This is a genomic window from Variovorax sp. PvP013 (assembly GCF_050435945.1).
GTDB lineage: Bacteria > Pseudomonadota > Gammaproteobacteria > Burkholderiales > Burkholderiaceae_C > Variovorax.
Map to the genome: position 1 here is coordinate 15,593 of NZ_JBNDLF010000009.1, position 22,988 is coordinate 38,580.

At 69.9% G+C, this 22,988-nt stretch carries 24 protein-coding genes; 10 read left to right on the forward strand and 14 right to left on the reverse strand.

The window, feature by feature from the left end:
• Positions 1-128: 128 nt before the first annotated feature.
• Positions 129-1,421 carry a DEAD/DEAH box helicase gene (locus ABID77_RS18615; protein ID WP_429598988.1) on the reverse strand — a complete coding sequence of 431 codons (1,293 nt, stop codon included), beginning with the start codon at positions 1,419-1,421 and terminating at the stop codon, positions 129-131.
• A 339-nt stretch (positions 1,422-1,760) separates the two neighbouring features.
• Here ABID77_RS18615 and ABID77_RS18620 point away from each other — a divergent pair, with 339 nt between their 5' ends.
• The gene (locus tag ABID77_RS18620; RefSeq protein WP_429598991.1) at positions 1,761-2,201 is read left to right on the forward strand and encodes an RNA recognition motif domain-containing protein; all 441 of its coding nucleotides are present in this window, start codon (positions 1,761-1,763) and stop codon (positions 2,199-2,201) included.
• A gap of 205 nt (positions 2,202-2,406) precedes the next feature.
• Here the strand turns inward: ABID77_RS18620 and ABID77_RS18625 are convergent, their stop codons facing one another.
• Together ABID77_RS18625 and purT are read right to left on the reverse strand one after the other, a co-directional pair.
• Entirely contained in the window at positions 2,407-3,354 is a 948-nt protein-coding gene (locus ABID77_RS18625) for an alpha/beta hydrolase (protein ID WP_429598994.1), read from the reverse strand.
• Positions 3,355-3,413: 59 nt separating this feature from the next.
• Positions 3,414-4,622, reverse strand: a complete 1,209-nt coding sequence (purT, locus tag ABID77_RS18630; protein ID WP_429598997.1) for a formate-dependent phosphoribosylglycinamide formyltransferase — start codon at positions 4,620-4,622, stop codon at positions 3,414-3,416.
• Between the two features lie 278 nt (positions 4,623-4,900).
• Between purT and ABID77_RS18635 the strand changes: the two genes are divergently transcribed.
• The 4 genes from ABID77_RS18635 (at position 4,901) to ABID77_RS18650 (ending at position 8,004) form a co-directional block, all read left to right on the forward strand.
• Complete coding sequence (locus tag ABID77_RS18635; protein ID WP_429598999.1) at positions 4,901-5,749, forward strand: 3-hydroxybutyryl-CoA dehydrogenase; 849 nt, start codon at positions 4,901-4,903, stop codon at positions 5,747-5,749.
• A gap of 162 nt (positions 5,750-5,911) precedes the next feature.
• The gene (locus tag ABID77_RS18640) at positions 5,912-6,364 is read left to right on the forward strand and encodes a MarR family winged helix-turn-helix transcriptional regulator (RefSeq protein WP_429599283.1); all 453 of its coding nucleotides are present in this window, start codon (positions 5,912-5,914) and stop codon (positions 6,362-6,364) included.
• A 98-nt stretch (positions 6,365-6,462) separates the two neighbouring features.
• Positions 6,463-6,888 (forward strand): organic hydroperoxide resistance protein, encoded by a 426-nt coding sequence (locus tag ABID77_RS18645; protein ID WP_429599002.1) that lies wholly within the window; start codon positions 6,463-6,465, stop codon positions 6,886-6,888.
• A 75-nt stretch (positions 6,889-6,963) separates the two neighbouring features.
• Positions 6,964-8,004, forward strand: coding sequence for a serine/threonine protein kinase (locus tag ABID77_RS18650; protein WP_429599005.1), 1,041 nt, complete (start codon positions 6,964-6,966; stop codon positions 8,002-8,004).
• Positions 8,005-8,007: 3 nt separating this feature from the next.
• On the opposite strand, the gene ABID77_RS18655 is transcribed toward ABID77_RS18650, so the two are convergent.
• From ABID77_RS18655 to ABID77_RS18670, 4 genes are all read right to left on the reverse strand, one after another.
• Positions 8,008-8,376: a hypothetical protein gene (locus tag ABID77_RS18655; protein WP_429599007.1), complete on the reverse strand. Its 369-nt coding sequence runs from the start codon at positions 8,374-8,376 to the stop codon at positions 8,008-8,010.
• Positions 8,377-8,589: 213 nt separating this feature from the next.
• Positions 8,590-9,051 (reverse strand): hypothetical protein, encoded by a 462-nt coding sequence (locus ABID77_RS18660; RefSeq protein WP_429599010.1) that lies wholly within the window; start codon positions 9,049-9,051, stop codon positions 8,590-8,592.
• Positions 9,052-9,056: 5 nt separating this feature from the next.
• Positions 9,057-11,114 carry a molecular chaperone HtpG gene (htpG, locus tag ABID77_RS18665; protein ID WP_429599012.1) on the reverse strand — a complete coding sequence of 686 codons (2,058 nt, stop codon included), beginning with the start codon at positions 11,112-11,114 and terminating at the stop codon, positions 9,057-9,059.
• Between the two features lie 103 nt (positions 11,115-11,217).
• Positions 11,218-12,207, reverse strand: coding sequence for a LysR family transcriptional regulator (locus ABID77_RS18670; protein WP_429599014.1), 990 nt, complete (start codon positions 12,205-12,207; stop codon positions 11,218-11,220).
• 177 nt (positions 12,208-12,384) lie between these two features.
• On the opposite strand from ABID77_RS18670, the gene ABID77_RS18675 reads away from it, so the two are divergent.
• The 3 genes from ABID77_RS18675 to ABID77_RS18685 all read left to right on the forward strand — a co-directional run bounded on the left by ABID77_RS18675 (position 12,385) and on the right by ABID77_RS18685 (position 15,080).
• Positions 12,385-13,230, forward strand: coding sequence for an ureidoglycolate lyase (locus ABID77_RS18675; RefSeq protein ID WP_429599017.1), 846 nt, complete (start codon positions 12,385-12,387; stop codon positions 13,228-13,230).
• A gap of 13 nt (positions 13,231-13,243) precedes the next feature.
• The gene (locus ABID77_RS18680; RefSeq protein WP_429599020.1) at positions 13,244-13,993 is read left to right on the forward strand and encodes an SDR family NAD(P)-dependent oxidoreductase; all 750 of its coding nucleotides are present in this window, start codon (positions 13,244-13,246) and stop codon (positions 13,991-13,993) included.
• A gap of 109 nt (positions 13,994-14,102) precedes the next feature.
• Positions 14,103-15,080, forward strand: coding sequence for a tripartite tricarboxylate transporter substrate binding protein (locus ABID77_RS18685; RefSeq protein WP_429599023.1), 978 nt, complete (start codon positions 14,103-14,105; stop codon positions 15,078-15,080).
• Positions 15,081-15,153: 73 nt separating this feature from the next.
• Here the strand turns inward: ABID77_RS18685 and ABID77_RS18690 are convergent, their stop codons facing one another.
• The 7 genes from ABID77_RS18690 to ABID77_RS18720 all read right to left on the reverse strand — a co-directional run bounded on the left by ABID77_RS18690 (position 15,154) and on the right by ABID77_RS18720 (position 19,984).
• A complete protein-coding gene (locus ABID77_RS18690; RefSeq protein WP_429599026.1) occupies positions 15,154-16,083 on the reverse strand; it encodes a pseudouridine synthase in 930 nt (309 codons plus the stop codon).
• A 55-nt stretch (positions 16,084-16,138) separates the two neighbouring features.
• Complete coding sequence (locus ABID77_RS18695; protein ID WP_429599029.1) at positions 16,139-16,393, reverse strand: DUF3606 domain-containing protein; 255 nt, start codon at positions 16,391-16,393, stop codon at positions 16,139-16,141.
• 166 nt (positions 16,394-16,559) lie between these two features.
• A complete protein-coding gene (locus ABID77_RS18700; RefSeq protein WP_429599032.1) occupies positions 16,560-17,330 on the reverse strand; it encodes a GIY-YIG nuclease family protein in 771 nt (256 codons plus the stop codon).
• A gap of 116 nt (positions 17,331-17,446) precedes the next feature.
• Positions 17,447-18,067, reverse strand: coding sequence for a DUF4189 domain-containing protein (locus ABID77_RS18705; protein WP_429599035.1), 621 nt, complete (start codon positions 18,065-18,067; stop codon positions 17,447-17,449).
• 32 nt (positions 18,068-18,099) lie between these two features.
• Positions 18,100-18,858, reverse strand: coding sequence for a glutathione S-transferase (locus tag ABID77_RS18710; RefSeq protein WP_429599038.1), 759 nt, complete (start codon positions 18,856-18,858; stop codon positions 18,100-18,102).
• A gap of 14 nt (positions 18,859-18,872) precedes the next feature.
• Positions 18,873-19,130, reverse strand: a complete 258-nt coding sequence (locus ABID77_RS18715) for a hypothetical protein (RefSeq protein WP_429599041.1) — start codon at positions 19,128-19,130, stop codon at positions 18,873-18,875.
• A 107-nt stretch (positions 19,131-19,237) separates the two neighbouring features.
• Positions 19,238-19,984: a Crp/Fnr family transcriptional regulator gene (locus tag ABID77_RS18720; RefSeq protein WP_429599286.1), complete on the reverse strand. Its 747-nt coding sequence runs from the start codon at positions 19,982-19,984 to the stop codon at positions 19,238-19,240.
• A 234-nt stretch (positions 19,985-20,218) separates the two neighbouring features.
• Between ABID77_RS18720 and ABID77_RS18725 the strand changes: the two genes are divergently transcribed.
• Positions 20,219-22,180 (forward strand): AMP-dependent synthetase/ligase, encoded by a 1,962-nt coding sequence (locus ABID77_RS18725; RefSeq protein WP_429599289.1) that lies wholly within the window; start codon positions 20,219-20,221, stop codon positions 22,178-22,180.
• Positions 22,177-22,974 carry an ABC transporter ATP-binding protein gene (locus tag ABID77_RS18730; protein ID WP_429599044.1) on the forward strand — a complete coding sequence of 266 codons (798 nt, stop codon included), beginning with the start codon at positions 22,177-22,179 and terminating at the stop codon, positions 22,972-22,974. Before ABID77_RS18725 ends, ABID77_RS18730 begins: the two co-directional genes overlap by 4 nt.
• Positions 22,975-22,988 lie beyond the last annotated feature (14 nt).

A 22,988-nucleotide genomic window follows, 5' to 3' on the forward strand; every position in this document is an offset into this window, starting at 1 on the left:
GGCCCGACGAAAGAAAGCCGGCTTCGCAGTCGGCTTTTTCCATGGGCGACGGTCTGGCACCCGGCGTTCCTGCTCGCCGCCTTCCGCCGAGGTCGTGCAGCGGGCCCGACACGCCGGCCCGGAATCCGTCAGCCGCCCTGCTGCTTCTGCGCCGCGCGCAGCTTGTCCTTCTTGCTCGGGCGCCGGCCCTTGACGCCGCCCGTGCCGCCCAGCCCCGCCGGGGCATCGGTGCGCGCGGCACCGTCGGCCGGGCCGCCGCCGGCGAGCACCCCGGCCGGCTCCGACGGCTCGAAGCCCGCGATCCGCTCGCGCGGCACCACCTGCCCCTGGCGCTTCTCGATCAACCGGAAATGCGCTTCTGTCGAGGCATCGACGAAGCTCACGGCCAGCCCGCGCTCGCCCGCGCGCCCGGTGCGTCCGATGCGATGCACGTGGTCGACCGCCGAGCGCGGCAGGTCGTAGTTCACCACCACCGGCAGCGCGACGACGTCGATGCCGCGCGCCGCCAGGTCGGTCGCCACCACCACCTGCACGCGCGACGCCTTCAGATCGGCCAGCACCTGGCTGCGCTTGCCCTGGCTGAGCACGCCGTGGAACGGCTCGGCCGCGAGGCCGGTCTTGCGCAGCTTGTCGGCCACGATCTCGGCGGCATGCTTGGTCGCGACGAAGACCAGCACGCGCGTCCAGCCCTCGTCGCGCACCAGCCGCGCGAGCAGCTGCGTGCGTCGCGGCGGGTCGACCTCGATGGCGCGCTGCACGATGTCGGGCGCCGTGGCGGGGACGCTCTCCACGTCGATGCGCAACGCATCGCGCAGCACGCGGCCGGAGAGCTTCTCGATGGCGGGCGGAAAGGTCGCCGAGAACAGCAGGGTCTGCCGCCGCCCGGGCACCAGCGCCAGGATGCGCTGCAGTTCCTCGTCGAAGCCCAGGTCGAGCAGACGGTCGGCCTCGTCGAGCACCAGAGTCGACAGGCCGCCGAGGTCGATCGCGTGGTGATCGACCAGGTCGAGCAGCCGGCCGGGCGTGGCGACCATGACGTCGGTGCCGCCGCGCAGCGACATCAGCTGCGGATTGATCGACACCCCGCCGAAGGCCACGGCGACGCGCACGGGCACCGGCAGCGCGCGCGCGATCTCGCGCATCGCCTCGCCGACCTGCGCGGCGAGTTCGCGCGTGGGCACCAGCACCAGGGCCTGCAGCGGCCGTCGACCGGACCCGGGACGGCGTTCCGACAGCCGCTGCAGCAGCGGCAGTGCGAAGGCGGCCGTCTTGCCGGAGCCGGTCTGCGCCGTCGCCAGCACGTCGCGGCCGGCGAGCACGGCGGGGATGGCCTCGCGTTGGACCGCGGTGGGCGTGGCGTAGCCGAGGCCGGCGAGCGCTTGCGCGAGAGAGGGGATGAGACCCAGGCGGGTGAATGGCATGCGACGTTCGCTGACGAAGGTGGAGCCGGGCACCGCGACGTCGCGAGGATGCGAAGACGACGGCACGTCGGCGTGGGAGAAGCGAACCGAGGATAGCCACGGCAGGACCGCAGCCGTCGATTCTTGGGAAAAACCCTGAATCGAAGCGATTTCGGTACGAAAGGTCAAAGCATTTGCCCCAAAACCGCTGGAGTGGACGACAATGCGGAAGTGTTTCGGTGATCTTTCACCCGACACGAATCGGTGATCCGGTAGTTTCGCGCCACAGCGCTCTTCAAGTCAGTTGTGATTCTGGGACTCCATCGCTTTGTTATTTTGGTTTGAATTAGGAGTCCCTCCATGGGCAAGAAACTCTACGTAGGCAACCTGTCCTACTCCATCCGTGACAACGACCTCGAGCAAGCCTTCGGCGAGTTCGGCGCCGTGGCCAGCGCCAAGGTCATGATGGAACGTGAAACCGGCCGCTCCAAGGGCTTCGGTTTCGTCGAAATGGGCACCGACGCTGAAGCGCAGGCTGCCATCGAAGGCCTGAACGGCCACACCCTCGACGGCCGCGCTCTGACGGTCAACGAAGCCCGCCCGATGGAACCCCGTCCGGCCGGCGGCGGCTACGGCGGCGGCGGTGGTCGCAGCGGTGGCGGTGGCGGCTACGGTGGTGGCGGCAACGGCGGTGGCGGTGGCTACGGCGGTGGTGGCGGCGGTTACGGCGGTGGTGGCGGTGGCCGCAGCGGCGGTGGCGGCGGTTACGGCGGCGGCGGCGGTGGCCGCGGCGGCTACTAAGCCCTCGCTTCCCTCGCATCCGATGCGTTTCGCCGGGGCCTCGACAGCCACGGCGGAATGAAAGAAAAGCTCCTTCGGGAGCTTTTTTCGTTTCTGCGTTCGTCGCCCTGGAATGTGCGAGCGCCTTCGACTCCCATGCCGACAGACCGAACGACTCCGCGCGATGGCGGTTTGAATCGTTTCAACCGGTCGTCGAATCGATCGATCAGCCGCGCGGCACGCTCAGCGCACGCCGCAGTTCGACCGCGCACAGCGCCACCGCGGTGTGCGCCTCGTCCAGCATCCGCCCCATCGTGATGAAGCCGTGGATCTGCCGTTCGAAGCAGACGTAGCTCACGCGGTTGCCGGCGTCGGAGAGCCGCCGCGCATAGTCCGCGCCCTCGTCGACCAGCGGATCGTGGCCGGCCGTGATCACGAGTGCCGGCGGCAGACCGGAGAAATCGCTCGCCAGCAATGGCGAGGCGCGCCAGTCGAGGTCGTGCCGCATGTCGTCGATGTAATGGTCGTGGTAGTAGGCGATCGACTCGCGGGTCAGCAGGTAGCCCCGGCCGTTGCGCTCATGCGAAGGATGGCCGCGGCGCATGTCGGTGGCCGGATAGATCAGCAGCTGGAAGGCGATCGGCAGGTCGCCGGCGTCGCGCCCGGCCAGCGCCACCACGGCGGCGAGATTGCCGCCGGCGCTGTCGCCGCCGACGGCCAGGCGGTCCGCGTCGACGCCGAGCGCGGTGGCCTCGCGTCGCACCCAGCGCGTGGCGGCCAGCGCGTCGTCGATGGCGGCGGGAAAGCGGTGTTCCGGCCCCATCCGGTAGTCGACCGAGACGACGGCGCAGCCCGCGCCGTTGGCCAGTTCGCGGCACAGCGTGTCGTGCGTGTCCAGATCGCCGATGGTCCAGCCGCCGCCGTGGAAGTACACCAGCACCGGCGTCACGGCCGCGCCGCTGCCCAGCGGCCGATAGAGGCGCAGAGGGATGGCGCCGTGCGGCCCCTCGGCCTGGAGCTCGCGCACCGCGTCGACCTCGGGCGCGTCGGGCTGGGTGAAATGGCGCCGGTCGCGGTAGACGCTGCGCGCCTCGGCCGGGGTCAGCGTGTGGGTGGCGGGCAGGCCGCGTTCCTCGATCAGGTCGAGCAGGGCACGGGCTTGGGGATGCAGCATGGGTCGTCCTTCGTCGTGGAGAGAAATGCGAGATGCGGAAGCCGGGTGCGTCCGGGTCGTCAGACCCGGCGCGGCTTCACGCGCGAGGCGGCTTCCTTGGCGTTGCGGCGCGCGGTGTCGACATCCGCCGCGTGGGCCAGCGCAACGCCCATGCGGCGCTTCTCGAAGCTCTCGGGCTTGCCGAACAGGCGCACGTCGGTGCCCGGCACCGCCAGCGCCTCGGCCACGCCCTCGAAGACGATGCCGGTGGCGTCGACGCCGCCGTAGATCACGGCGCTCGCGCCGGCGCTCCGAAGTGTGGTGTCCACCGGCAGGCCCAGGATGGCGCGCGCGTGCAGCTCGAACTCGTTCTGACCTTGCGTGGCCATCGTGACCATGCCGGTGTCGTGCGGCCGCGGGCTGACCTCGCTGAACCAGACCGCGTCGCCCTTGACGAACAGCTCGACGCCGAAGAGCCCCTGCCCGCCGAGGTCGTCGGTGACGGCGCGGGCGATCCGGCGCGCCCGCTCCAGCGCGAGCGGCGCCATGGGCTGCGGCTGCCAGCTCTCCACGTAGTCGCCGCCGACCTGCACGTGGCCGATGGGCTCGCAGAACGAAGTCTCGATCGCGCCGGCGGCGTCGCGCGCGCGCACGGTCAGCAGCGTGATCTCGTAGTCGAAGTCGACGAAGCCCTCGACGATGACCCGCCCGTGGCTCACGCGGCCGCCGGCCATGGCGTGGTCCCAGGCGGCCTGGACGTCGCCGGGGCCGTCGATGCGGCTCTGGCCCTTGCCGGAGCTGCTCATCACCGGCTTGACGATGCACGGATAGCCGATGCCGCCCGTGTCGATGGCGGCCTGCAGCTCGGCGAGCGAGTCGCAGAAGACGTAGGGGCTGGTCGGCAGGCCCAGGGTCTCGGCCGCGAGACGGCGGATGCCCTCGCGGTCCATCGTCAGCCGGGCGGCGCGCGCGGTGGGAACGACGCGCACCCGGCCGGCGTCCTCCAGCGCCTGCAGCACGCCGGTGGCGATGGCCTCGATCTCGGGCACCACGAGGTCCGGCCGCTCGGCCTCGATCAGCGCGCGCAGCTGCACCGGGTCGCTCATGGCGATGGTGCGGGCGTGGTGCGCGACCTGCTGGCCGGGGGCGTTCTCGTAGCGGTCGACGGCGAGGGTCTCCACGCCCAGGCGCTGCAGGGCGATCAGTACCTCCTTGCCGAGTTCGCCCGAGCCCAGGAGCATCACGCGGGTGGCATTCGGAGACAGCGGCGTGCCGAGGACGGTGGTCATGGGAAGCGTTCTTTCAGGACGGGGGAAACGGTCACTTTAATTCACGCCGATCCGTGCCGAGACGCCGCCCCGGCACCTCGGCGACCCGGCGTTGCCGGCCTTCGCCGGGCACGGATGGCGGGCGCGAAGGCCTGGACCGCGGCCGGCTTTCGCGACACCGGCGCACGGCGCGCTGCGCCACAATCTTCGCGATGCGCGGTCGGCGGCTCACGCCTTCCGCGCTGCCGGCCTCCCCTTCCCCCTTCCCCCATTCCTTTCCCCCTTCAAGGAGCATTTCCATGAGCATCCAGACCGTCGGCATCATTGGCGCCGGCACCATGGGCAACGGCATCGCCCAGGCCTGCGCGGTCGTCGGCGTGAACGTCGTGATGGTCGACGTCTCGCAGGCGGCCGTCGACAAGGGCCTCGGTGCCGTCGGCGCCAGCCTCGACCGGCTGATCAAGAAGGAGAAGCTGACCGCGCAGCAGAAGGACGCGGCGCTCGCGCTGATCCAGGGCTCGACGAACTACGACGACCTCAAGGGCGCGCAACTCGTCATCGAGGCGGCCACCGAGAACCATGCGCTCAAGGTCAAGATCCTCCAGCAGCTCGACGCCATCCTGCCGCCGGAGGTCATCGTGGCGTCGAACACCTCCTCGATCTCCATCACCCAGCTCGCCGCGGCCACCTCGCGCCCCGACCGCTTCATCGGCATGCACTTCTTCAACCCGGTGCCGATGATGGCGCTGGTGGAGATCATCCGCGGCTACCTCACGAGCGACGCCACGCACGACGCCGTGAAGGCGCTGTCCGGGACCCTGGGCAAGTCGCCCATCACGGTGAAGAACGCGCCCGGTTTCGTGGTCAACCGCATCCTGGTGCCGATGATCAACGAGGCCTTCTTCGTGCTGTCGGAGGGCATCGCCACGGCCGAGGACATCGACGCGGGCATGAAGCTCGGCTGCAACCAGCCCATCGGCCCGCTGGCCTTGGCCGACATGATCGGGCTGGACGTGTGCCTGGCGGTGATGGAGGTCTACCTGCACGAGTTCGGCGACTCCAAATACCGGCCCTGCCCGCTGCTGCGCGAGATGGTCGCGGCCGGCCAGCTCGGGCGCAAGACGAAGCGCGGCGTCTACGCCTATTGAAGCGGGCCCGGGAGACGACCGGCGGGCAGGGCCGAAGGCGAGGCGGGTCCGCCCGGTCGCGCCTTTCGGACGCCTGGAGGACGGCTGCCGAAACCCTGCTTCGCCAAAGGCCATCGCCCAATTCAATTGTGTGCAATCCAATTGGACGCTACATTCATGCCCATGCCTTCCGCGACCGTCACCGACACCCTGCTCAAGCTGGACAACCAGTTGTGCTTCGCGGTCTATTCGACCTCGCTGGCGATGACGCGGCTCTACAAGCCCCTGCTCGACGAGCTCGGCGTCACCTACCCGCAGTACCTCGTCATGCTCGCCCTCTGGGAGCGCGACGGCGCCACGGTGTCCGAGCTGGGCGAGCGGCTCTCGCTGGACTCCGGCACGCTCACGCCGCTGCTCAAGCGGCTGGAGGCGAGCGCCTTCGTCACGCGCCTGCGCGACGCGACCGACGAGCGCCGGGTGCGCATCACCCTGACGCCGGCCGGCCGCAAGCTGCGCCAGCGCGCGATCCACGTGCCCGCCTGCATGCTGGCGGCCAGCGACTGCTCGATCGACGAACTGGTCGGGCTCACGCGGCAGCTGCAGGGCCTGCGCGACCGGCTCAAGCGGGCCGCCTGATCCGGGCCGCACCGACGACGACGCATCCCTTTCCTCCGCCTTCCCGACCGGCAGGCGTTCCATTCACCCCACCCCCTCACCCACTCCAAGGAAGAACCATGGCCCACACCCTCGACAAAGTCCTCTACACCGCCGAAACCACCGCCGTCGGCGGTCGCGAAGGCACCGGCAAGAGCAACGACGGCGCCCTCGACGTCAAGCTGAGCGCCCCGGGTTCCAACAAGCCGGGCACCAACCCCGAGCAGCTGTTCGGCGTCGGCTACGCCGCCTGCTTCATCGGCGCCCTGAAGGCCGTCAGCCCGAAGGTCGGCGTCAAGGTGCCCGACGACGTGTCGATCGACTCCAAGGTCCTGCTCGGCCCGATCAAGGGCGGCGCCGCCTACGGCATCGCCGTCAAGCTGGCCGTGAGCCTGCCGGGCCTGGACGACGCGCAGAAGAAGCAGCTGGTCGACGCCGCCCACGAGGTGTGCCCGTACTCGAACGCCACGCGCGGCAACATCGACGTCGACCTGTCGATCGTCTGATCGGCCGGCACGCCCCGCGCGTGCCCGGGCATGAAACAGGGCGCGACGGGAGGAGGGATGGCGACAATGGTCCGCATGACCTCCTCCTCCAGCGCGCCGCCCGACACCCATCCCTACGAGCGCCTCACTCCCGACGTGGTGCTCGATGCATTGGCCACCTTGGGCCTGCACGGCGACGGTCGCCTGACCGCGCTCAACTCCTATGAAAACCGCGTCTACCAGGTCTTCCTGGAAGACGCGCATCCGCATCCGGCGGTGGTCGTCAAGTTCTACCGGCCCGGCCGCTGGAGCGATGCCGAGATCCTGGAAGAGCACGATTTCGCCCTCGAACTCGCCGCCGCCGAAGTGCCGGCGGTGCCGCCCCTGGAACTGGACGGCCGGACGCTGCACCACCACGACGGCTTCGCCTTCAGCGTGAGCCCCTACCGCGGCGGTCGCGGCCCGGAGCTGGAGGATTTCGAGGTGCTCGAATGGGTCGGTCGCTTCCTGGCCCGCATCCACGCCATCGGCGCCGCGCGGCCGTTCGCGCAGCGCCCGATGCTCGACCTGCAGACCTTCGGCATCGCCTCGCGCGACTGGCTGCTGTCCAACGACAAGATCCCGCTCGACGTCCAGCGCGACTGGGAGGCGGCCTGCAACGCCGCCCTCGATCGCATCGCCGCGACACCGCTCGATCCCGCCATGTCGCGCGACTCGCCCCTGCGGCACCTGCGCCTGCACGGCGACGTGCATCCCGGCAACATCCTGTGGACGCCCACCGACCGGCCGCTTGGCGGTCCGCACTTCGTCGACCTCGACGACGCGCGCACCGGCTTCGCGGTGCAGGACCTGTGGATGCTGTTGTCGGGCGAGCGCGCCCAGCGCACCGCGCAGCTGAGCGGCCTGCTCGAAGGCTACGAGCAGTTCCGCGAATTCGACCGCCGCGAGCTGGCGCTCGTCGAGCCGCTGCGCACCCTGCGCCTGATCCACTACAGCGCCTGGCTGGCACGCCGCTTCGAGGACCCGATCTTCCCCATCAACTTCCCGTGGTTCGGATCGAGCGACTACTGGAAGGGACAGATCCTGGTGCTGCAGGACCAGTGCGAGCGGATGGAGGAAGAGCCGCTGTATGCGTGAGCGTCAGCTCGTCGGGACGGCAGGCGCGGAACGCGGCATCCTGTCGTGTCGGCCGGGCGCCCCGGGATCCCCCGAATAGCTGAAACGCTCTCCCGCCCAGAAACAGAACAAGGCGAGCGCCAGCGTGCCGAGGACGACATGCCGCAGGAAACGGCGCTCGGCAGGCCGCTTTCGCACGATGAGCCAGCACACGAGGTTGACGATCTGAGCGCCGACGATGGTCGGCATTGCATAGGCCACATGGCCCATGGACGGACCCACATTGCGGTCCTTGTACTCAGCAAACCAGATCATGAAGATGGCGAAGCGAACGCACATGCCGATGACCAGCAGGCTGTTGGCGAGGATCACGATGCGCATGAATCGGGCCATCGGCGCAGTCCCTGATCGACGAGTTCGCTCGCCAGGGACTTCCAGCACAAAGCGCTGTCTCTCACGACATGCGCGTAATAGGAATGACCTTCACCCCACCTGCGATCATGTTGGCGCTTCGGTTCGGGTGCAGCGAGGATCAGTTCGTGCCGCGACAAACCGGCGTGGATCGGATCGCCGAACTGCCGCAGATCCTTACCCTGCCGGGACGGATCAGTAGGGACTGTCGGACTGCGCCGGCCCGCCGGACGGGCGCGCGGGCGGCGGACGAGGGCTCGTCGGGTACGCCGAGGACGGCACCACGACCCCCTGCTCCACCCCGCGGTTCGACAGGGACGGCGGCGGCGCCGACGACGACCGCGGCGCGTTCGGGTCGTACAGCACGGTGCCCGTGCCCACGCCGGCGCCCAGCCGCGCGCCGCCCCCGATGCCCGTGGAAGCCCCGACACCGGCACCGCCGTAGACCTGCCCACCGCCGTTGACGCCGACCCCCACGCCCAGCGGCCCGATCCCGGTGCCCAGACCGATGCTCGGCCCGCCCGAGCCCACGCCCACGCCCAGCGAGACGCCCGGCACCAGCGGGATGCCGATGCCCACGCCCGCCGCGCAGCCGGCGAGACCCGCCGCGACGGCCAGGGCCGCGACACGCAGTGCGCGCAGGCCGAGGGTGCGCATGATGATCAGACGAGCAGCGCGTTCACGCGCCGCACGTAGGCCGCCGGATCGGCCGGCAGGCCACCTTCGGCCAGCAGCGCCTGGTCGAACAGGATGTTCGCCAGGTCGTCGAAGTGGCCGGTCTCGCCTTCGAGCTTGCGCACCAGCGGATGCTCCGCATTGACCTCCAGCACCGGCTTCAGGTCGGGCGCGGGCTGGCCGGCCTGGCGCAGCATGCGGGCGAGCTGGGTGCTCATGCCACCGTCCTTGACCACCAGGCAGGCCGGCGAGTCGACCAGGCGCGTGGTCACGCGCACGTCCTCGGCCTTGTCCTTGAGGGCCGCCTTGAGGCGCTCCAGCACGGGCTTGAAGCTCTCGGCCGCGTCTTCCGCCGCTTTCTTCTCGGCCTCGTCCTGCAAGCCACCCAGGTCGACCGCGCCCTTGGCCACGCTCTGCAGCGGCGTGCCGTCGAACTCGTGGAGGTAGTTCAGCGCCCACTCGTCGACGCGGTCGGTCATCAGCAGCACCTCGATGCCCTTCTTGCGGAAGAGTTCGAGCTGCGGGCTGTTCTTGGCGGCGGCCAGCGTGTCGGCGGTGATGTAGTAGATGGCCTCCTGGCCCTCCTTCATGCGCGCCTTGTAGTCGGCGAAGCTCACCGCGACGGCGTCGCTGGTGGTGGAGGCGAAGCGCAGCAGCTTGGCGATGCGCGCGCTGTTGGCCATGTCCTCGCCCAGGCCTTCCTTGAGGACGGCGCCGAACTCGGCGTAGAAGGTCGCGTACTTGCCGGCATTGGCGTCGCCGGCGAACTCGGCGGCCGTCTCGGCGGCGGGCACGGCCTCCTTCTTGTCGGCCACGTCCGTGACGCCGTCGATCGGCTCGGTCGGCTCCGGCGCGGGCACGGATTCACCCGAGCCGACGTCGATCTTGGCGGCGGCGCTCTCCACGGCGGCCTTCTGCTTCTTCGCCAGGTCCTCCAGCATCGACAGCACGCGCTTGGTGCTGCCCTCGCGGATGGCCTTGACGTCGCGGCTCTCCTGCAGCAGTTCGCGGCTGACGTTGAGCGGCAGGTCGGCCGAGTCGATCACGCCCTTGACGAAGCGCAGGTAGCTGGGCATCAGCGCCTCGGCGTCGTCCATGATGAAGACGCGTTTGACGTAGAGCTTCACGCCGGCGGTCTTGTCGCGGTTGAACAGGTCCATCGGCGCCTTCGACGGGATGAACAGCAGCTGCGTGTACTCGGTGCTGCCCTCGACGCGGTTGTGGCTCCAGGTCAGCGGGTCGGCGTGGTCGTGCGAGACGTTCTTGTAGAACTCGGCGTACTGCTCGTCGGTGATGTCCTTCTTCGGACGCGTCCACAGGGCGCTGGCCTTGTTGACGGGCTCCCACTCGCCGGTCTTGACCATGTCGCCGGGCTGGTCGTTCTCGCCCTCCTTCCACTCCTCCTTCTCCATCAGGATGGGCAGGGAGATGTGGTCGGAGTACTTGCCGATGACGGACTTGAGCTTCCAGGCGTTGAGGTATTCCTCGGCGTCCTCGCGCAGGTGCAGCGTGACGCTGGTGCCGCGCTGGGGACGCTCGATGTCGTCGACCTCGAAGTCGCCCGCGCCGGTGCTGGCCCAGCGCACGCCCTGGTCGGTGGGCAGGCCCGCGCGGCGCGACTCGACCACGATGCGGTCGGCCACGATGAAGCCCGAGTAGAAGCCCACGCCGAACTGGCCGATGAGCTGGGCGTCGGACTTCTGGTCGCCCGAGAGCTTGCTCATGAAGTCCTTGGTGCCGCTCTTGGCGATGGTGCCGAGGTTGTCGATCGCCTCCTGGCGCGACAGGCCGATGCCGTTGTCGGTGAAGGTCAGGGTGCGGGCGGCCTTGTCGAAGGACACGCGCACCTCGAGGTTGGGCGCGTCCTCGTAGAGCGCGGCGTCGTTGATGGCCTCGAAGCGCAGCTTGTCGCAGGCGTCCGACGCGTTCGAGATCAGTTCGCGCAGGAAGATTTCCTTGTTCGAATAGAGCGAGTGCGTGACGAGGTGCAGCAGCTGGGCGACTTCGGCCTGGAAGGGGAGTTTGGTCGATGCGGTGGTGGTCATGGTGTTCGTCTGTTCGTTCGTTCTTCGGAATCGGGGCGGGGACGCCGGGGCCCGGAGGCCCGCCGGCACGGTCGCGGGGCACATGGTGGCGTCCGGACGGTTTTCAATGGTCGTCGATCTTCCTCGACGGCGCGCCGGGAGTGTCCGGCGCGCGCTGCGCCGCCGCCGCCGCCGCATCGCGCAGGTGCCCGGCCAGCAGCACCGCCGCCGGCGAGGGCCGCGCGCCGCGCCGCGTGACGATGCCGAAGCCCTCGTGGCGCGCGCCGATCGCCAGCGGCAGGCGGCAGGCGATGCCGTGGCGCTCGCAGAAGTCCATCGTGCCCGACGACATCAGCGCCACCAGTTGCGGGTCCTCCTGCAGCATCAGCATGGTCGCGAAGGTCGAGGCCGTCTCGCTCGGATAGGCCGGCAGGGGCAGCCCGGCCTCGCGGAACTCGCGCTCGAGCAGGTGGCGCAGCGGCATGTGGGCCGGATAGCACAGCCACCGGTAGCCCGCGAGCTGCGCGAGCGTGACGGCGGCCGCGCCGGCCAGCGGATGGCGCGGCCCGACGGCGATGGCCACCTGCTCGTCCATCAGCGGCTCGTAGTCGAAGCGCTCGGGCCGGGCGGCGACGGTGGTGCGGCAGACCGCGAGGTCGAGCCGGCCCTCGTCGACCAGGGTCAGCAGCTCGATGCTGGTGGCCTCGCGCACCTCGACCGACAGCGCCGGCTGCTGCGCGCGCAGCCGCCCCAGCGCGCCCACCAGCACCGGGTGCAGCGCCCCGGCGATGGCGCCCACCGCCAGCCGCCCACCGGTGCCGCGCAGCACGCCGTCGATCTCCTCGCGCAGGTGCGCCAGGTCGGCGTCGATCAGCCGGGCGTAGCGCACCACGCAGCGCCCCAGCTCGTTGGCGTGCACGCCCTGCGGCGAGCGGGTGAACAGCTCGGCGCCGAAGGTGGTCTCGATCTCGCGCAGGGCCTTGGTCAGGCCCGGCTGCGTCATGCCCGTGCGCTCGGCGGCGCGGTGCAGCGAGCCGTGGTCGTCGAGCGCCACCAGCAGCGACAGCTGGCGGAAGCGCAGGCGCGAGGCGATGGAAGACGAGCTCGGCAGCATGGCGACAGGGGCGATGGGGACGAAGGGAAGGTTCAGGGGATACCCGGAGAGTCCGGGAAGTTATCGGCGGATCAGCAGTTCTCACTATGCAGCAACCCGCGACGGCTCCCACAATGCCGCCGCGACCCGGCGCCGCCCGGCATCCGACCCCAGAGACACCCTTCAGGAGACACACCCATGAAATTGCTGCGCTACGGCCCCGCGGGCCAGGAGAAACCGGGCCTGCTCGACGCCGACGGCACCCTGCGCGACCTGTCGGCCCACGTCGCCGACATCGACGGTGCGGCGCTGTCGGCCGAGTCGCTGGCCACCCTGCGCGCGCTCGACCCCGCCACGCTGCCCGCCGTCGAGGGCGCGCCGCGCCTGGGCGCCTGCGTCGGGCGCATCGGCAAGTTCATCTGCATCGGCCTGAACTACGCCGACCACGCCGCCGAATCGGGCCTGGCCGTGCCGGCCGAGCCGGTGGTGTTCAACAAGTGGCTCTCGGCCGTGGTCGGCCCCAACGACGACGTGCGCATCCCGCGCGGCTCGAAGAAGACCGACTGGGAGGTCGAGCTGGGCGTGGTGATCGGCAAGGCCGCCAGCTACATCGAGGAGGCCGACGCCCTGGACCACGTGGCGGGCTACTGCGTCATCAACGACGTGAGCGAGCGCGAATACCAGATCGAGCGCGGCGGCACCTGGGACAAGGGCAAGGGCTGCGACACCTTCGGCCCCCTCGGCCCCTGGCTGGTGACCGCCGACGAGGTGCCCGACCCGCAGGCGCTGCGCCTGTGGCTGGAGGTCGACGGCCACCGCTACCAGGACGGCAACACCCGCACGATGGTCTTCGGCGTGGCGCACCTGGTGGCCTACCTCAGCCGGTTCATGACGCTGCATCCGGGCGACGTGATCTCCACCGGCACGCCGCCGGGCGTGGGCATGGGCTGCAAGCCCGAACCCGTCTACCTGCGCCCCGGGCAGACCATGCGACTGGGCATCGACGGCCTGGGCGAACAATGCCAGCGCACGGTCGCGGCCTGAGGACACCGAAACCATGATCAAGTACGACTTCGAGGGCCGCGTGGCGGTCGTCACCGGCGGTGCCCAGGGCATCGGTTTCGCGGTGGTCCGCCGGCTCCTGGCCGGCGGCGCCCGCGTCGCCATCTGGGACGCCAACACCGGGGCCCTGGACGCGGCCCGCGCCGAGCTGGCCAGCGACGCCGTGCAGACCGTGCGCGTCGACATCACCTCGCTCGCCGAGGTCGAGGCCGCCGTGCGGGAGACCGAGGGCGCGAGCGGCCCGATCGCCATGCTGGTCCACAGCGCCGGCATCGCGGGCGCCAACGCGCCGGTGGCCGACTATTCGCAGGCCGAATGGCAGAAGGTGCTCGACGTCAACCTCACCGGCGCCTTCCACGTCAACCGCGCGGTGGTCGCGGGCATGGTGGCGCGCGACTACGGGCGCATCGTCAACGTGGCCTCGATCGCCGGCAAGGAAGGCAACCCCAATGCCGCCGCCTACAGCGCCTCCAAGGCCGGCGTCATCGCGCTGACCAAGAGCCTGGGCAAGGAGACGGCCGGGCGCAACGTGGCCGTCAACGCCATCACGCCGGCGGCGGCGCGCACCAAGATCTTCGAGCAGATGTCGCAGCAGCACATCGACTACATGCTCTCGAAGATCCCGCGCGGGCGCTTCGTCGAGGTCGACGAGATCGCGGCGATGGTGACCTGGCTGGTGTCCGAGGAGAACTCGTTCACCACCGGCGCCGTGTTCGATCTCTCCGGCGGCCGGGCCACGTACTAGCTCGCCCCAGGCTTCGCGCACTTCGTGTCGCTTCGCCAACCCCCTGCCGGGGGTGCCATCGACGACCCGACATCACAACGACAACGAGACATCTTCAGGAGACCTTCCCATGCATCCCAACCGCCGCCACGTCATCGCCGCCGCCTGCGCCTTCGCGCTCGCGGGCACCTCGCTCGCCAGCAGTGCGTCCGACTACCCCAACCGGCCGATCGAGATCATCGTGCCGGTGGCGGCGGGGGGCGGCACCGACATGGTGGGGCGCGCCTTCGCCGAGGCGGCGAAGAAGTACCTGCCGCAGCAGCCGATGATCGTCAACAACAAGCCCGGGGCGAGCGGCGCCATCGGCATGGGCGAGCTGGTCGCGGCCAAGCCCGACGGCTACAAGATCGGCATCATCATCGTGGAGCTGACGATCATCCCCAACCTGGGCATCGCCAAGTTCACCGCCGCCGACCTGCGCCCCGTGGCGCGCCTCAACGCCGACCCCTCCGCCATCACCGTGCGCGCCGACGCGCCGTGGAAGACCGTCGAGGAGTTCATGGCCGATTCCAAGGCGCGCAAGGAGCCCGTCTCCATCGGCAACGCGGGCATCGGCTCGATCTGGCACATGGCCGCCGCCGCGTTCTCCGACAAGACCGGCATCGCCTACAACCACGTGCCCTTCCTGGGCGCGGCGCCGGCCGTGGTGGCGCTGCTCGGCGGCCACGTCGACGCGGTCACCGTGAGCCCCGGCGAGGTGGCGCAGCACGTGGCGGCCGGCAAGCTGCGCACGCTCGCCGTCATGGCCGACCAGCGCGTGACCGGCCCGATCTTCGAGAAGGTGCCGACGCTCAAGGAGCGCGGCGTCGACCTGTCGGTGGCCGTGTGGCGCGGCCTGGCGGTGCCCAAGGCGACGCCGCAGGACGTCGTCGACACCCTGTCCGACGTGGCGAGGAAGGCGGCCGACGACGCCTTCTTCCGCGAGGCGCTGGCCAAGGCGAACCTGGGCTGGGCGTACGCCGACGCGCCGACCTTCCAGGCCGTGATCGACAAGGACCGCGCGTTCTACAAGGCGCTGATCCCCAAGCTGGACATGGCGGCCAAGTAGGGCTCCTCCGGGTGCCGACGTCCGGTCCGCGCACGGCGCCGCCGGCCGGGGTGGCGGGACGGTGCCGCTCCCCTCAGAAGCGCTCGTTCGCCCCCAGGTAGCGCCACTGCCCGGCCGGCAGGGCGCCCAGCACCACGCGGCCGATGCGGATGCGCTTCAGGCCCACCACCTTCAGCCCGACCTGCTCGCACATGCGGCGGATCTGGCGCTTCTTGCCCTCGGTGAGCACGAAGCGCAGCTGCTCGGGGTTCTGCCAGTCGACCCGGGCCGGCTTGAGCGGCTGGCCGTCCAGGCTCAGGCCGTGGCGCAGGCGCGCGAGCATAGCCGGCGGGAAGACTGCCTGCACGTTGGTCGTGACGGGATCGTCGTCGTCGATGCGCACCAGCTGCCCCGTGGGCGCCGGCCGGCCCGGGCCGTGATAGGCCACCCGCACCAGGTACTCCTTCTCGATGCCCGAGTCCTCGCCGATGAGCTGGCGCGCCACGCGGCCGTCCTGCGTCAGCACCAGCAGGCCGACCGAGTCGATGTCGAGCCGGCCGGCCGGCGCCAGGCCGCGCAGCTGCGGCGGCGAGAAACGGTGCGTGCTGGTGTCCTCGCGCCAGTGCGTGCGCGGGTTGACGAGCATCACGGCGGGTTCGTGGCCGTCTTCGGCCTGCCCGCTCACGTAGCCCATCGGCTTGTGCAGGAGGATGGTGACCTGGGTCGCCTGTTGACCCTGCGCCGCCTTGTCGATCTCGACGCGGTCGGCCGGCGTGACCTTGACGCCCATCGGTGCCACCTCGCCGTTGACTTTCACCCAGCCGCGATCGATCCAGTCGTCGGCCTCGCGGCGCGAGCACAGGCCGAGTTCGGCCATGCGCTTGTTGAGCCGCACCGGCGCGTTCGGCGACGACGGCGTCGATGCTGCGGCCGGACGGGGGCCGCCGGATCGGGGCGCGGCCGGCGATGCGGCGAAGGCGTCGTCGGGACGCGGGCGGGAGAAGCGGGGCGGCGGCTGGGTCATCGTGGGTCGATTGTCCCCTCGCGGGACCTCCACGGATCGGGCGTCGCCCGGCCGATCAGGCCTGCTGCCGCTGGACCTGCGCGGTGCGCGGAGCGGACGACCAGGGGCCGGACGCCGGATCGGCCGCAGCCGTGTCGCCGCACAGGTACTGGCGCACCGCCGGAGCGGCGTCGCCCGCCGCGCTGACGGCGGAACGCAGCCGGGCTTCGCTGACGTGGAGAGCCTGCGTCCAGTACCGGACCTCCTTCGGCTCCTCCAGGTTGATGCGGCCTTGGTCGCGAGGGGCGTGGATGAACGAAACGTCGGTCATGGCGGGTCTCCGATGGTGCGATGCGCGCGGCCGAATCTGGAGAAACCACATGTACCCGGAAGCCAGTCGTGGCCGATGGGCCGTGCAGGACCGGTCCTGCAATGGTGTGACGTTTTTCAGACTTGCCTTGAAGAAGTCAGGCCCGATCAGCTTCGATGCCAGGCATTCAACCACCCGGATCGATTCGACTTGGAACTCTCAGACGAATCGAAATGGGCGATATGATTTCGACCTGCATCGCCTCCCCCTCATTGAAATTGGCCTGAATCCAACGCTGCAAAGCTACTCCCCCCATGATCCGGGGATTGTTGCCACGATTGCAGCGCCTGTTGATTGTGCCAAGAATGGTAGGCATCTCTTCGCTCAGATCGATTTCGACTTTTTCACTGTCTGAGCCGAAAAGCTTCTGGGCTCTTGCAGGAACATTGAAGAACCCCTGATTGCGGTATGTAGGACCGATAACAATGTCAAAATTCGGCGGAGTTTTTTGTACCGCTTCCGCTGTCGCAAGGGCATCATTTGCCTCGAGCAATGCTGACTCTTTTCTACCTCCATTCCACAGAGGATCCAATTGACGGATGATATCGTCTTCGAGAGCAGCAGCCAGATTTAGATGAAAGACACCGTAATGCATGAGACCGCTGTCCGGTAATGCAAGAATATCGACTGCCTGACCTGCCTGCATGACAGCCCGTATTTTTTCGTTGACGCGCATGTTGGTAATCTGTGCTGGCACTGGTCTTGAATATCCACTCATTCTCCTTGCCAATGTTTGTACGGTCTTTCCAACATACATGACAGCACCATCGCACACGAATGCATAAAGGATATTTATTTGTCTCGCATGCTTGATTATTTCCGGTTGAATGCGATCGACGCCTTCTTCCCATCTCCAATGACCGGCAACCTCAAATCCGATTTTTAATAGACGATCCATTTTGGCCTCATTGATTTTTCTGACGAAGCACGAGCGATCTTAAAGACATCAGATGAATTTCAGCGAGTCAAACTGCTGACGAAGGCACGCACTGCGCAGCTTCATTGCGATTCAGATCAAGGCAGCGAACACACGCTCACCACCGCCCGGCACGGCTCGGTGGGCAGGTGGGCGTCGCACTGGGCGACGGCGGCCTTCGTGGCGGCGGACTTGTCGGCGCCGACGGCGGCGCCCCATTCGCCGAAGTTGCCCGTCGCCAGCGCGCCGCAGCTGCGTTCGAACCAGACGCGCACCTCGCACGCGCCGTCGGCCGGCATTCCCACGGGTGGCGACGACGATCCCGGCGCGCGCGCGGTGCCGGGCGTCGCCGGGGGTCCGGCCGGGCGTTCGCACTGGGCGCGCGCCGCCTGCTCGGCGGCAGCGCGCGAGGGCTGGTTGAACGCGTAGCCGTAGCCGCCCGGCCGGGCGGCGATCGCGCCCCAGAGGGCGTCCGCGTGGCGCGGTGCGGACGCGGCGGTCGATGTGGTCACCGACGTGGACGTCGGCATCGCCGCCGACGTGCCGGCCGATGCGGCCGCCGGCGAGCCGGTCGACGGTGCGGCGAAGCTCGCCACCGCGACGGCGCCCAGCAGGAGGGCCGTCGCCGCGGCACGGGCGGTGGACCGGCGCGACAGGGGGTTTTCTGACGGCGACGCCATGTCGGCGGAGGGCGCGGAGGGCGCGGCGGATTCGTTCATCTCGAAGAAGCAAGGGTTCAGGCAGGCGACGTTCAGGGAAAGGCGACACCCGGCCCGTCGGCCGCCCGCCACGGCGCATGGCGGCGCATGACGGTGGCGAAGGCCTCGGAATCCTGCCAGGCGGCCAGCGTGGCGCGCAGCCGGGGCCAGGGCCGGGTCGCGAACCAGGCGGGATCGACGCCGGCGAACTGCCGCACGAAGGGCAGGATGGCGGCGTCGGCCAGTGTGGCGTGGTCGCCGGCCAGGTGCGGATGGCGCGCGAGTCGGTCTTCGAGCCGCAGCAGGAATACGGCGCCCCGGTCCCGGTGGACGTGCGCCACCGTGCGGGCGTCGCCGTCGCCGTCGCCGTCGCCGGCATCCGCAGCCGTGGATTCGTCCACCTCGCGATCCGGCGTCGCCGGGTATCGGTCGGGATACTTGTAGCGGTCGAGATCGGCCTTGAAGCCGGCGTCGCAGTCGGCGACGAGCGCCAGCAGGTCGGCCAGCGTGCCGGCGCCGGGGGTCAGCCAGCCGAGCGGGTCGTGGCGGCGCAGGGTCCACCGCATGATGTCCAGGCTGTGGACGATCACCCGGTCCCCGGCGGCGGCGACCGCGACACCCCCGGACGCGCCGGGCAGCACCAGTACCGGCACGGTCGCCGTGGGGGAGACGGCCAGCAGCTCGGGCGGCTTGTCGCGCAGCACCACCTCGCGCAGCTCGCAGCGCTGGCCGCTCGCGAGCAGCGCCAGCCGCGCCCGCATCGCATAGGGACAGCGGCGGAACGAATAGAGGACCGGCAGCGGTTCGGACATGCGCTCGGACCGCCTCAGTCCGGCACGAACTTCGACTGGAACTTCGCCTCGTCGGCGGCGTCCTCGAATGTCGCGAGCTGGCCGGCCTTGTTGTCGGCCAGGCGATGCGCGGCGAACAGGCTGTAGCGGCCCTTGAGGTGATAGCTCTCCATGTCGATGAGCATGTACGGATGAGGCACGAAGACCTGGTGCTCGAAGACGACGCGGTGGACGTTGCGCGGCGACGGGAAGAGCTTGTAGTCGGGCGTGGTGAGGGCTTGGGCGAGGGCCATGGGGATGGGATTCCGGGTGGGATGGAAGGTGCGGGAGAAGGCGGGAGGCGGCGCGGTGCAGCGGGCAGGCGGAGCGGTGGAGGGACGGGTGGACGGTCGACGCGCGTTCAGACCGTGGCCCGGTCGGCCGCGAGTCCCGCGACGGCCGAGCTGCGCAGCGCCGCCGGGTCGAGCACGCGCAGGCCGCCGTACTCGACGCGGATCGTGCCGGCCGCCTGCAGCCGCAGCAGCGCCTGGTTCACGCGCTGGCGCGACAGGCCCACGAGGTAGGCCAGCTCCTGCTGCGTGATGCGCAGCAGGTCGCCCACACCGGGGAACAGCACCGGGTTGAACAGCGCGGCCAGGTTGCGCGCCACGCGCACGTCGGGGTCGTTGAGGCGGTCGGCCTCGCGCGCGGCGATGAACTGCGCCAGGCGCTCGTTGAGCTGGTCCATGACGAAGCGGTTGAAGCCGATCGAGTGGTCGAGCAGCCAGTGGAATTCCTCGGTCGGCAAGCCGGCGACGACGCTGCGCCGCAGGGCCTGGATGTTGTAGCGGTAGGGCTCGCGCTTGAGCACCGTGCCCTCGCCGAACCAGCCGCCCGGGGGCAGGCCGCTGTAGGTCATGGAGGTGCCGTCGGCGTTGTCCTTGCTCATCTTGAGCAGCCCCTGGACGACGCCGAACCAGTAGGTGGGCGCGCGGCCGACCCGGCAGACCAGGTCGCCGGGCTCGGCCTCGCCGACGACCACCACCGCCTCGGCGCGGCGGCGCTCGGGCGGCTGCAGGGCGTCGAGCCAGGGGATGTTGCGCAGCTCCTCGGACGTGGCGGGACGCACGCGGTCGCGGATCGACAGAGGGCGCGGGGCGGAAGTCATGGCTTGCAGGAAGCGCGGGCGGGGCGTGGATGGATCGCGTCCGGCGGGCAGCACGTGGACGATGCGCATCCGCGGGGCCGGGAAAGTCCGGGGAGTGGTGTCCCTAGGATTGTCGTTGGAACGACAGATGGGCGTCAAAGCCGGTCCTACAGTCATCGCACCGTGACCCCCGACACCGACCGCCCTCCTCCCCGCCGCGCCGCCGCCGCCATCGGCGACGCGCTGCCGCCGGCCCTGCGCGAGGCCACCTTCCCGCGCCTGCTGCAGGGCCACGCCGCCACGCGCCCCGACGCGCCGGCCGTGCGCGAGAAGGACCTGGGCATCTGGCAGACCTGGACCTGGCGCGACGCGGCGCGGGAGGTGCGCGAGATCGCCTGCGGGCTGGCGAGCCTGGGTTTCGCGGCCGGCGACCACCTGGCCATCGTCGGCGCCAACCGGCCGCGCCTGTATTTCGCCGTGCTGGCGGCGCAGAGCCTGGGCGGCGTGCCGGTGCCGCTCTACCAGGACGCGGTGGCCGCCGAGATGGTCTTCATGCTCGACGACGCGCGCATCGGCTTCGTGATCGCCGAGGACCAGGAACAGGTCGACAAGCTGCTCGAATGCCGCGAGCTGCAGCGCGCGCAGTCCGACGGCGCCTCCGCCATCCGCCACATCGTCTACGACGACCCGCGCGGCCTGCGCCACTACGACGCGCCGGGCCTGCAGGGCTGCGACGCGCTGCGCGAGCTCGGCCGGGCCTGGGACGCGGCGCACCCGGGCGCCTTCGACGCGGCCGTCGCGGCGGGCCGGCCGGAGGACGTCGGCGTGATCCTCTACACCTCCGGCACCACCGGGCGGCCCAAGGGCGTGTGCCAGACGCACGCGAGCTTCGTCGCCTCGGCCCACGGCGGCGTGGCGACCGACCGGCTCGGCCCGGGCGACGACATCATGAGCTACCTGCCGATGGCCTGGGTCGGCGACCACCTGTTCTCGGTGGCGCAGTGGCTGGTGGGCGGCTTCACGCTCAACTGCCCGGAGTCGGCCGCGACGGTGATGAACGACATGCGCGAGATCGGGCCGAGCTACTACTTCGGCCCGCCGCGCACCTTCGAGGGCCTGCTGACGGCCGTGTCGATCCGCATGGAGGACGCGGCCCGCCCGAAGCGCTGGATGTACGCGCGCTGCATGGCGCTGGCGCGCCGCGTGGGCGCGGACATCCTCAATGGCGCGCCGGTGGGCGCGCTCGACCGGCTCGCCTACCGCATCGGCGACCTGCTGGTTTACGGACCGCTGCGCAACGTGCTGGGCATGAGCCGCATCCGCGTGGCCTACACGGCGGGCGCGGCGATCGGGCCGGACTTGTTCCGCTTCTACCGCTCCATCGGCGTCAACCTCAAGCAGTTCTACGGCCAGACCGAGACCTGCGCGTACGTCTGCCTGCAGCGCGACGGCCAGGTCCGGCTGCAGACGGTGGGCACCGCCGCGCCGGGCATCGAGCTGAAGATCGCCGCCGACGGCGAGGTGCTGGTGCGCGGCGTGTCGGTGCTTCAGGGCTATCACAACCGGCCCGACGCGACCGCCGAGGTGCTCGACGCCGAGGGCTACTTCCACACCGGCGACGCCGGCGTGCTCGACGCCGAGGGCCACCTGCGCATCATCGACCGCGCCAAGGACGTCGGGCGCATGGCCGGCGGCGCGATGTTCGCGCCCAACTACATCGAGAACAAGCTGAAGTTCTTCCCGCAGATCAAGGAGGCGGTGTGCTTCGGCGACGCGCGCGACGAGGTCTGCGCCTTCGTCAACATCGACTTCGAGGCCGTGGGCAACTGGGCCGAGCGGCGCGGCCTGGCCTACGGCGGCTACGTCGACCTGGCCGGCAAGCCCGAGGTGCTGGCGCTGGTGGCCGAGTGCATCGGCCAGGTCAACGCCGACCTCGCCGCCGAGCCCGGCATGGCCGACACGCAGATCGCGCGCTTCGTCGTGCTGCACAAGGAACTCGACCCCGACGACGACGAGCTCACCCGCACGCGCAAGGTGCGCCGCGGCTTCATCGCGCAGAAGTACGCGGTGCTGGTCGACGCCCTCTACGGCGGGCGCACCGAGCAGTTCGTCGAGACGCAGGTGAAGTTCGAGGACGGCCGCACGGGCACGGTCAGCGCGACGCTGGGCGTGGTCGAGGCGAAGCGTTTCCCGGCCGCGGCGGAGGTGGCGGCATGAGCGCGCGCCGCACCGGCGACGTCATCCTCGACGTGCGCAACATCTCGCTGGGCTTCGGCGGCGTCAAGGCGCTAACCGACATCAGCTTCGACGTGCGCGAGCACGAGGTGCGCGCCATCATCGGCCCCAACGGCGCCGGCAAGAGCTCGATGCTCAACTGCATCAACGGCGTCTACGCGCCCCAGCAGGGCGCGATCACCTTCCGCGGCCAGACCTTCAGGCACATGAACTCGCGTCAGGTCGCGGAGATGGGCGTGGCGCGCACCTTCCAGAACCTGGCCCTGTTCAAGGGCATGAGCGTGCTCGACAACCTGATGGCCGGGCGCAACCTGAAGATGAGGAGCGGCATCCTGGCGCAGGCTTTCCGCAACCCCTTCGGCTGGGGCGGCGCCGAGCGCGAGGAGATCGCGCAGCGCGAGGTGGTCGAGCGCATCATCGATTTCCTGGAGATCCAGCCGCAGCGCAAGACGCCCGTGGGCCAGCTGCCCTACGGCCTGCAGAAGCGCGTGGACCTCGGCCGCGCCCTGGCGATGGAGCCGCAGGTGCTGCTGCTCGACGAGCCCATGGCCGGCATGAACGTCGAGGAGAAGCAGGACATGAGCCGCTTCATCCTGGACGTCAACGACGAGTTCGGCACCACCATCGTGCTCATCGAGCACGACATGGGCGTGGTGATGGACATCTCCGACCGCATCGTCGTGCTCGACTACGGCAAGAAGATCGGCGACGGCACGCCCGACGAGGTGCGCAACAACGAGGACGTGATCCGGGCCTACCTCGGGGCGGAACACTGAATGGCCACCCACGC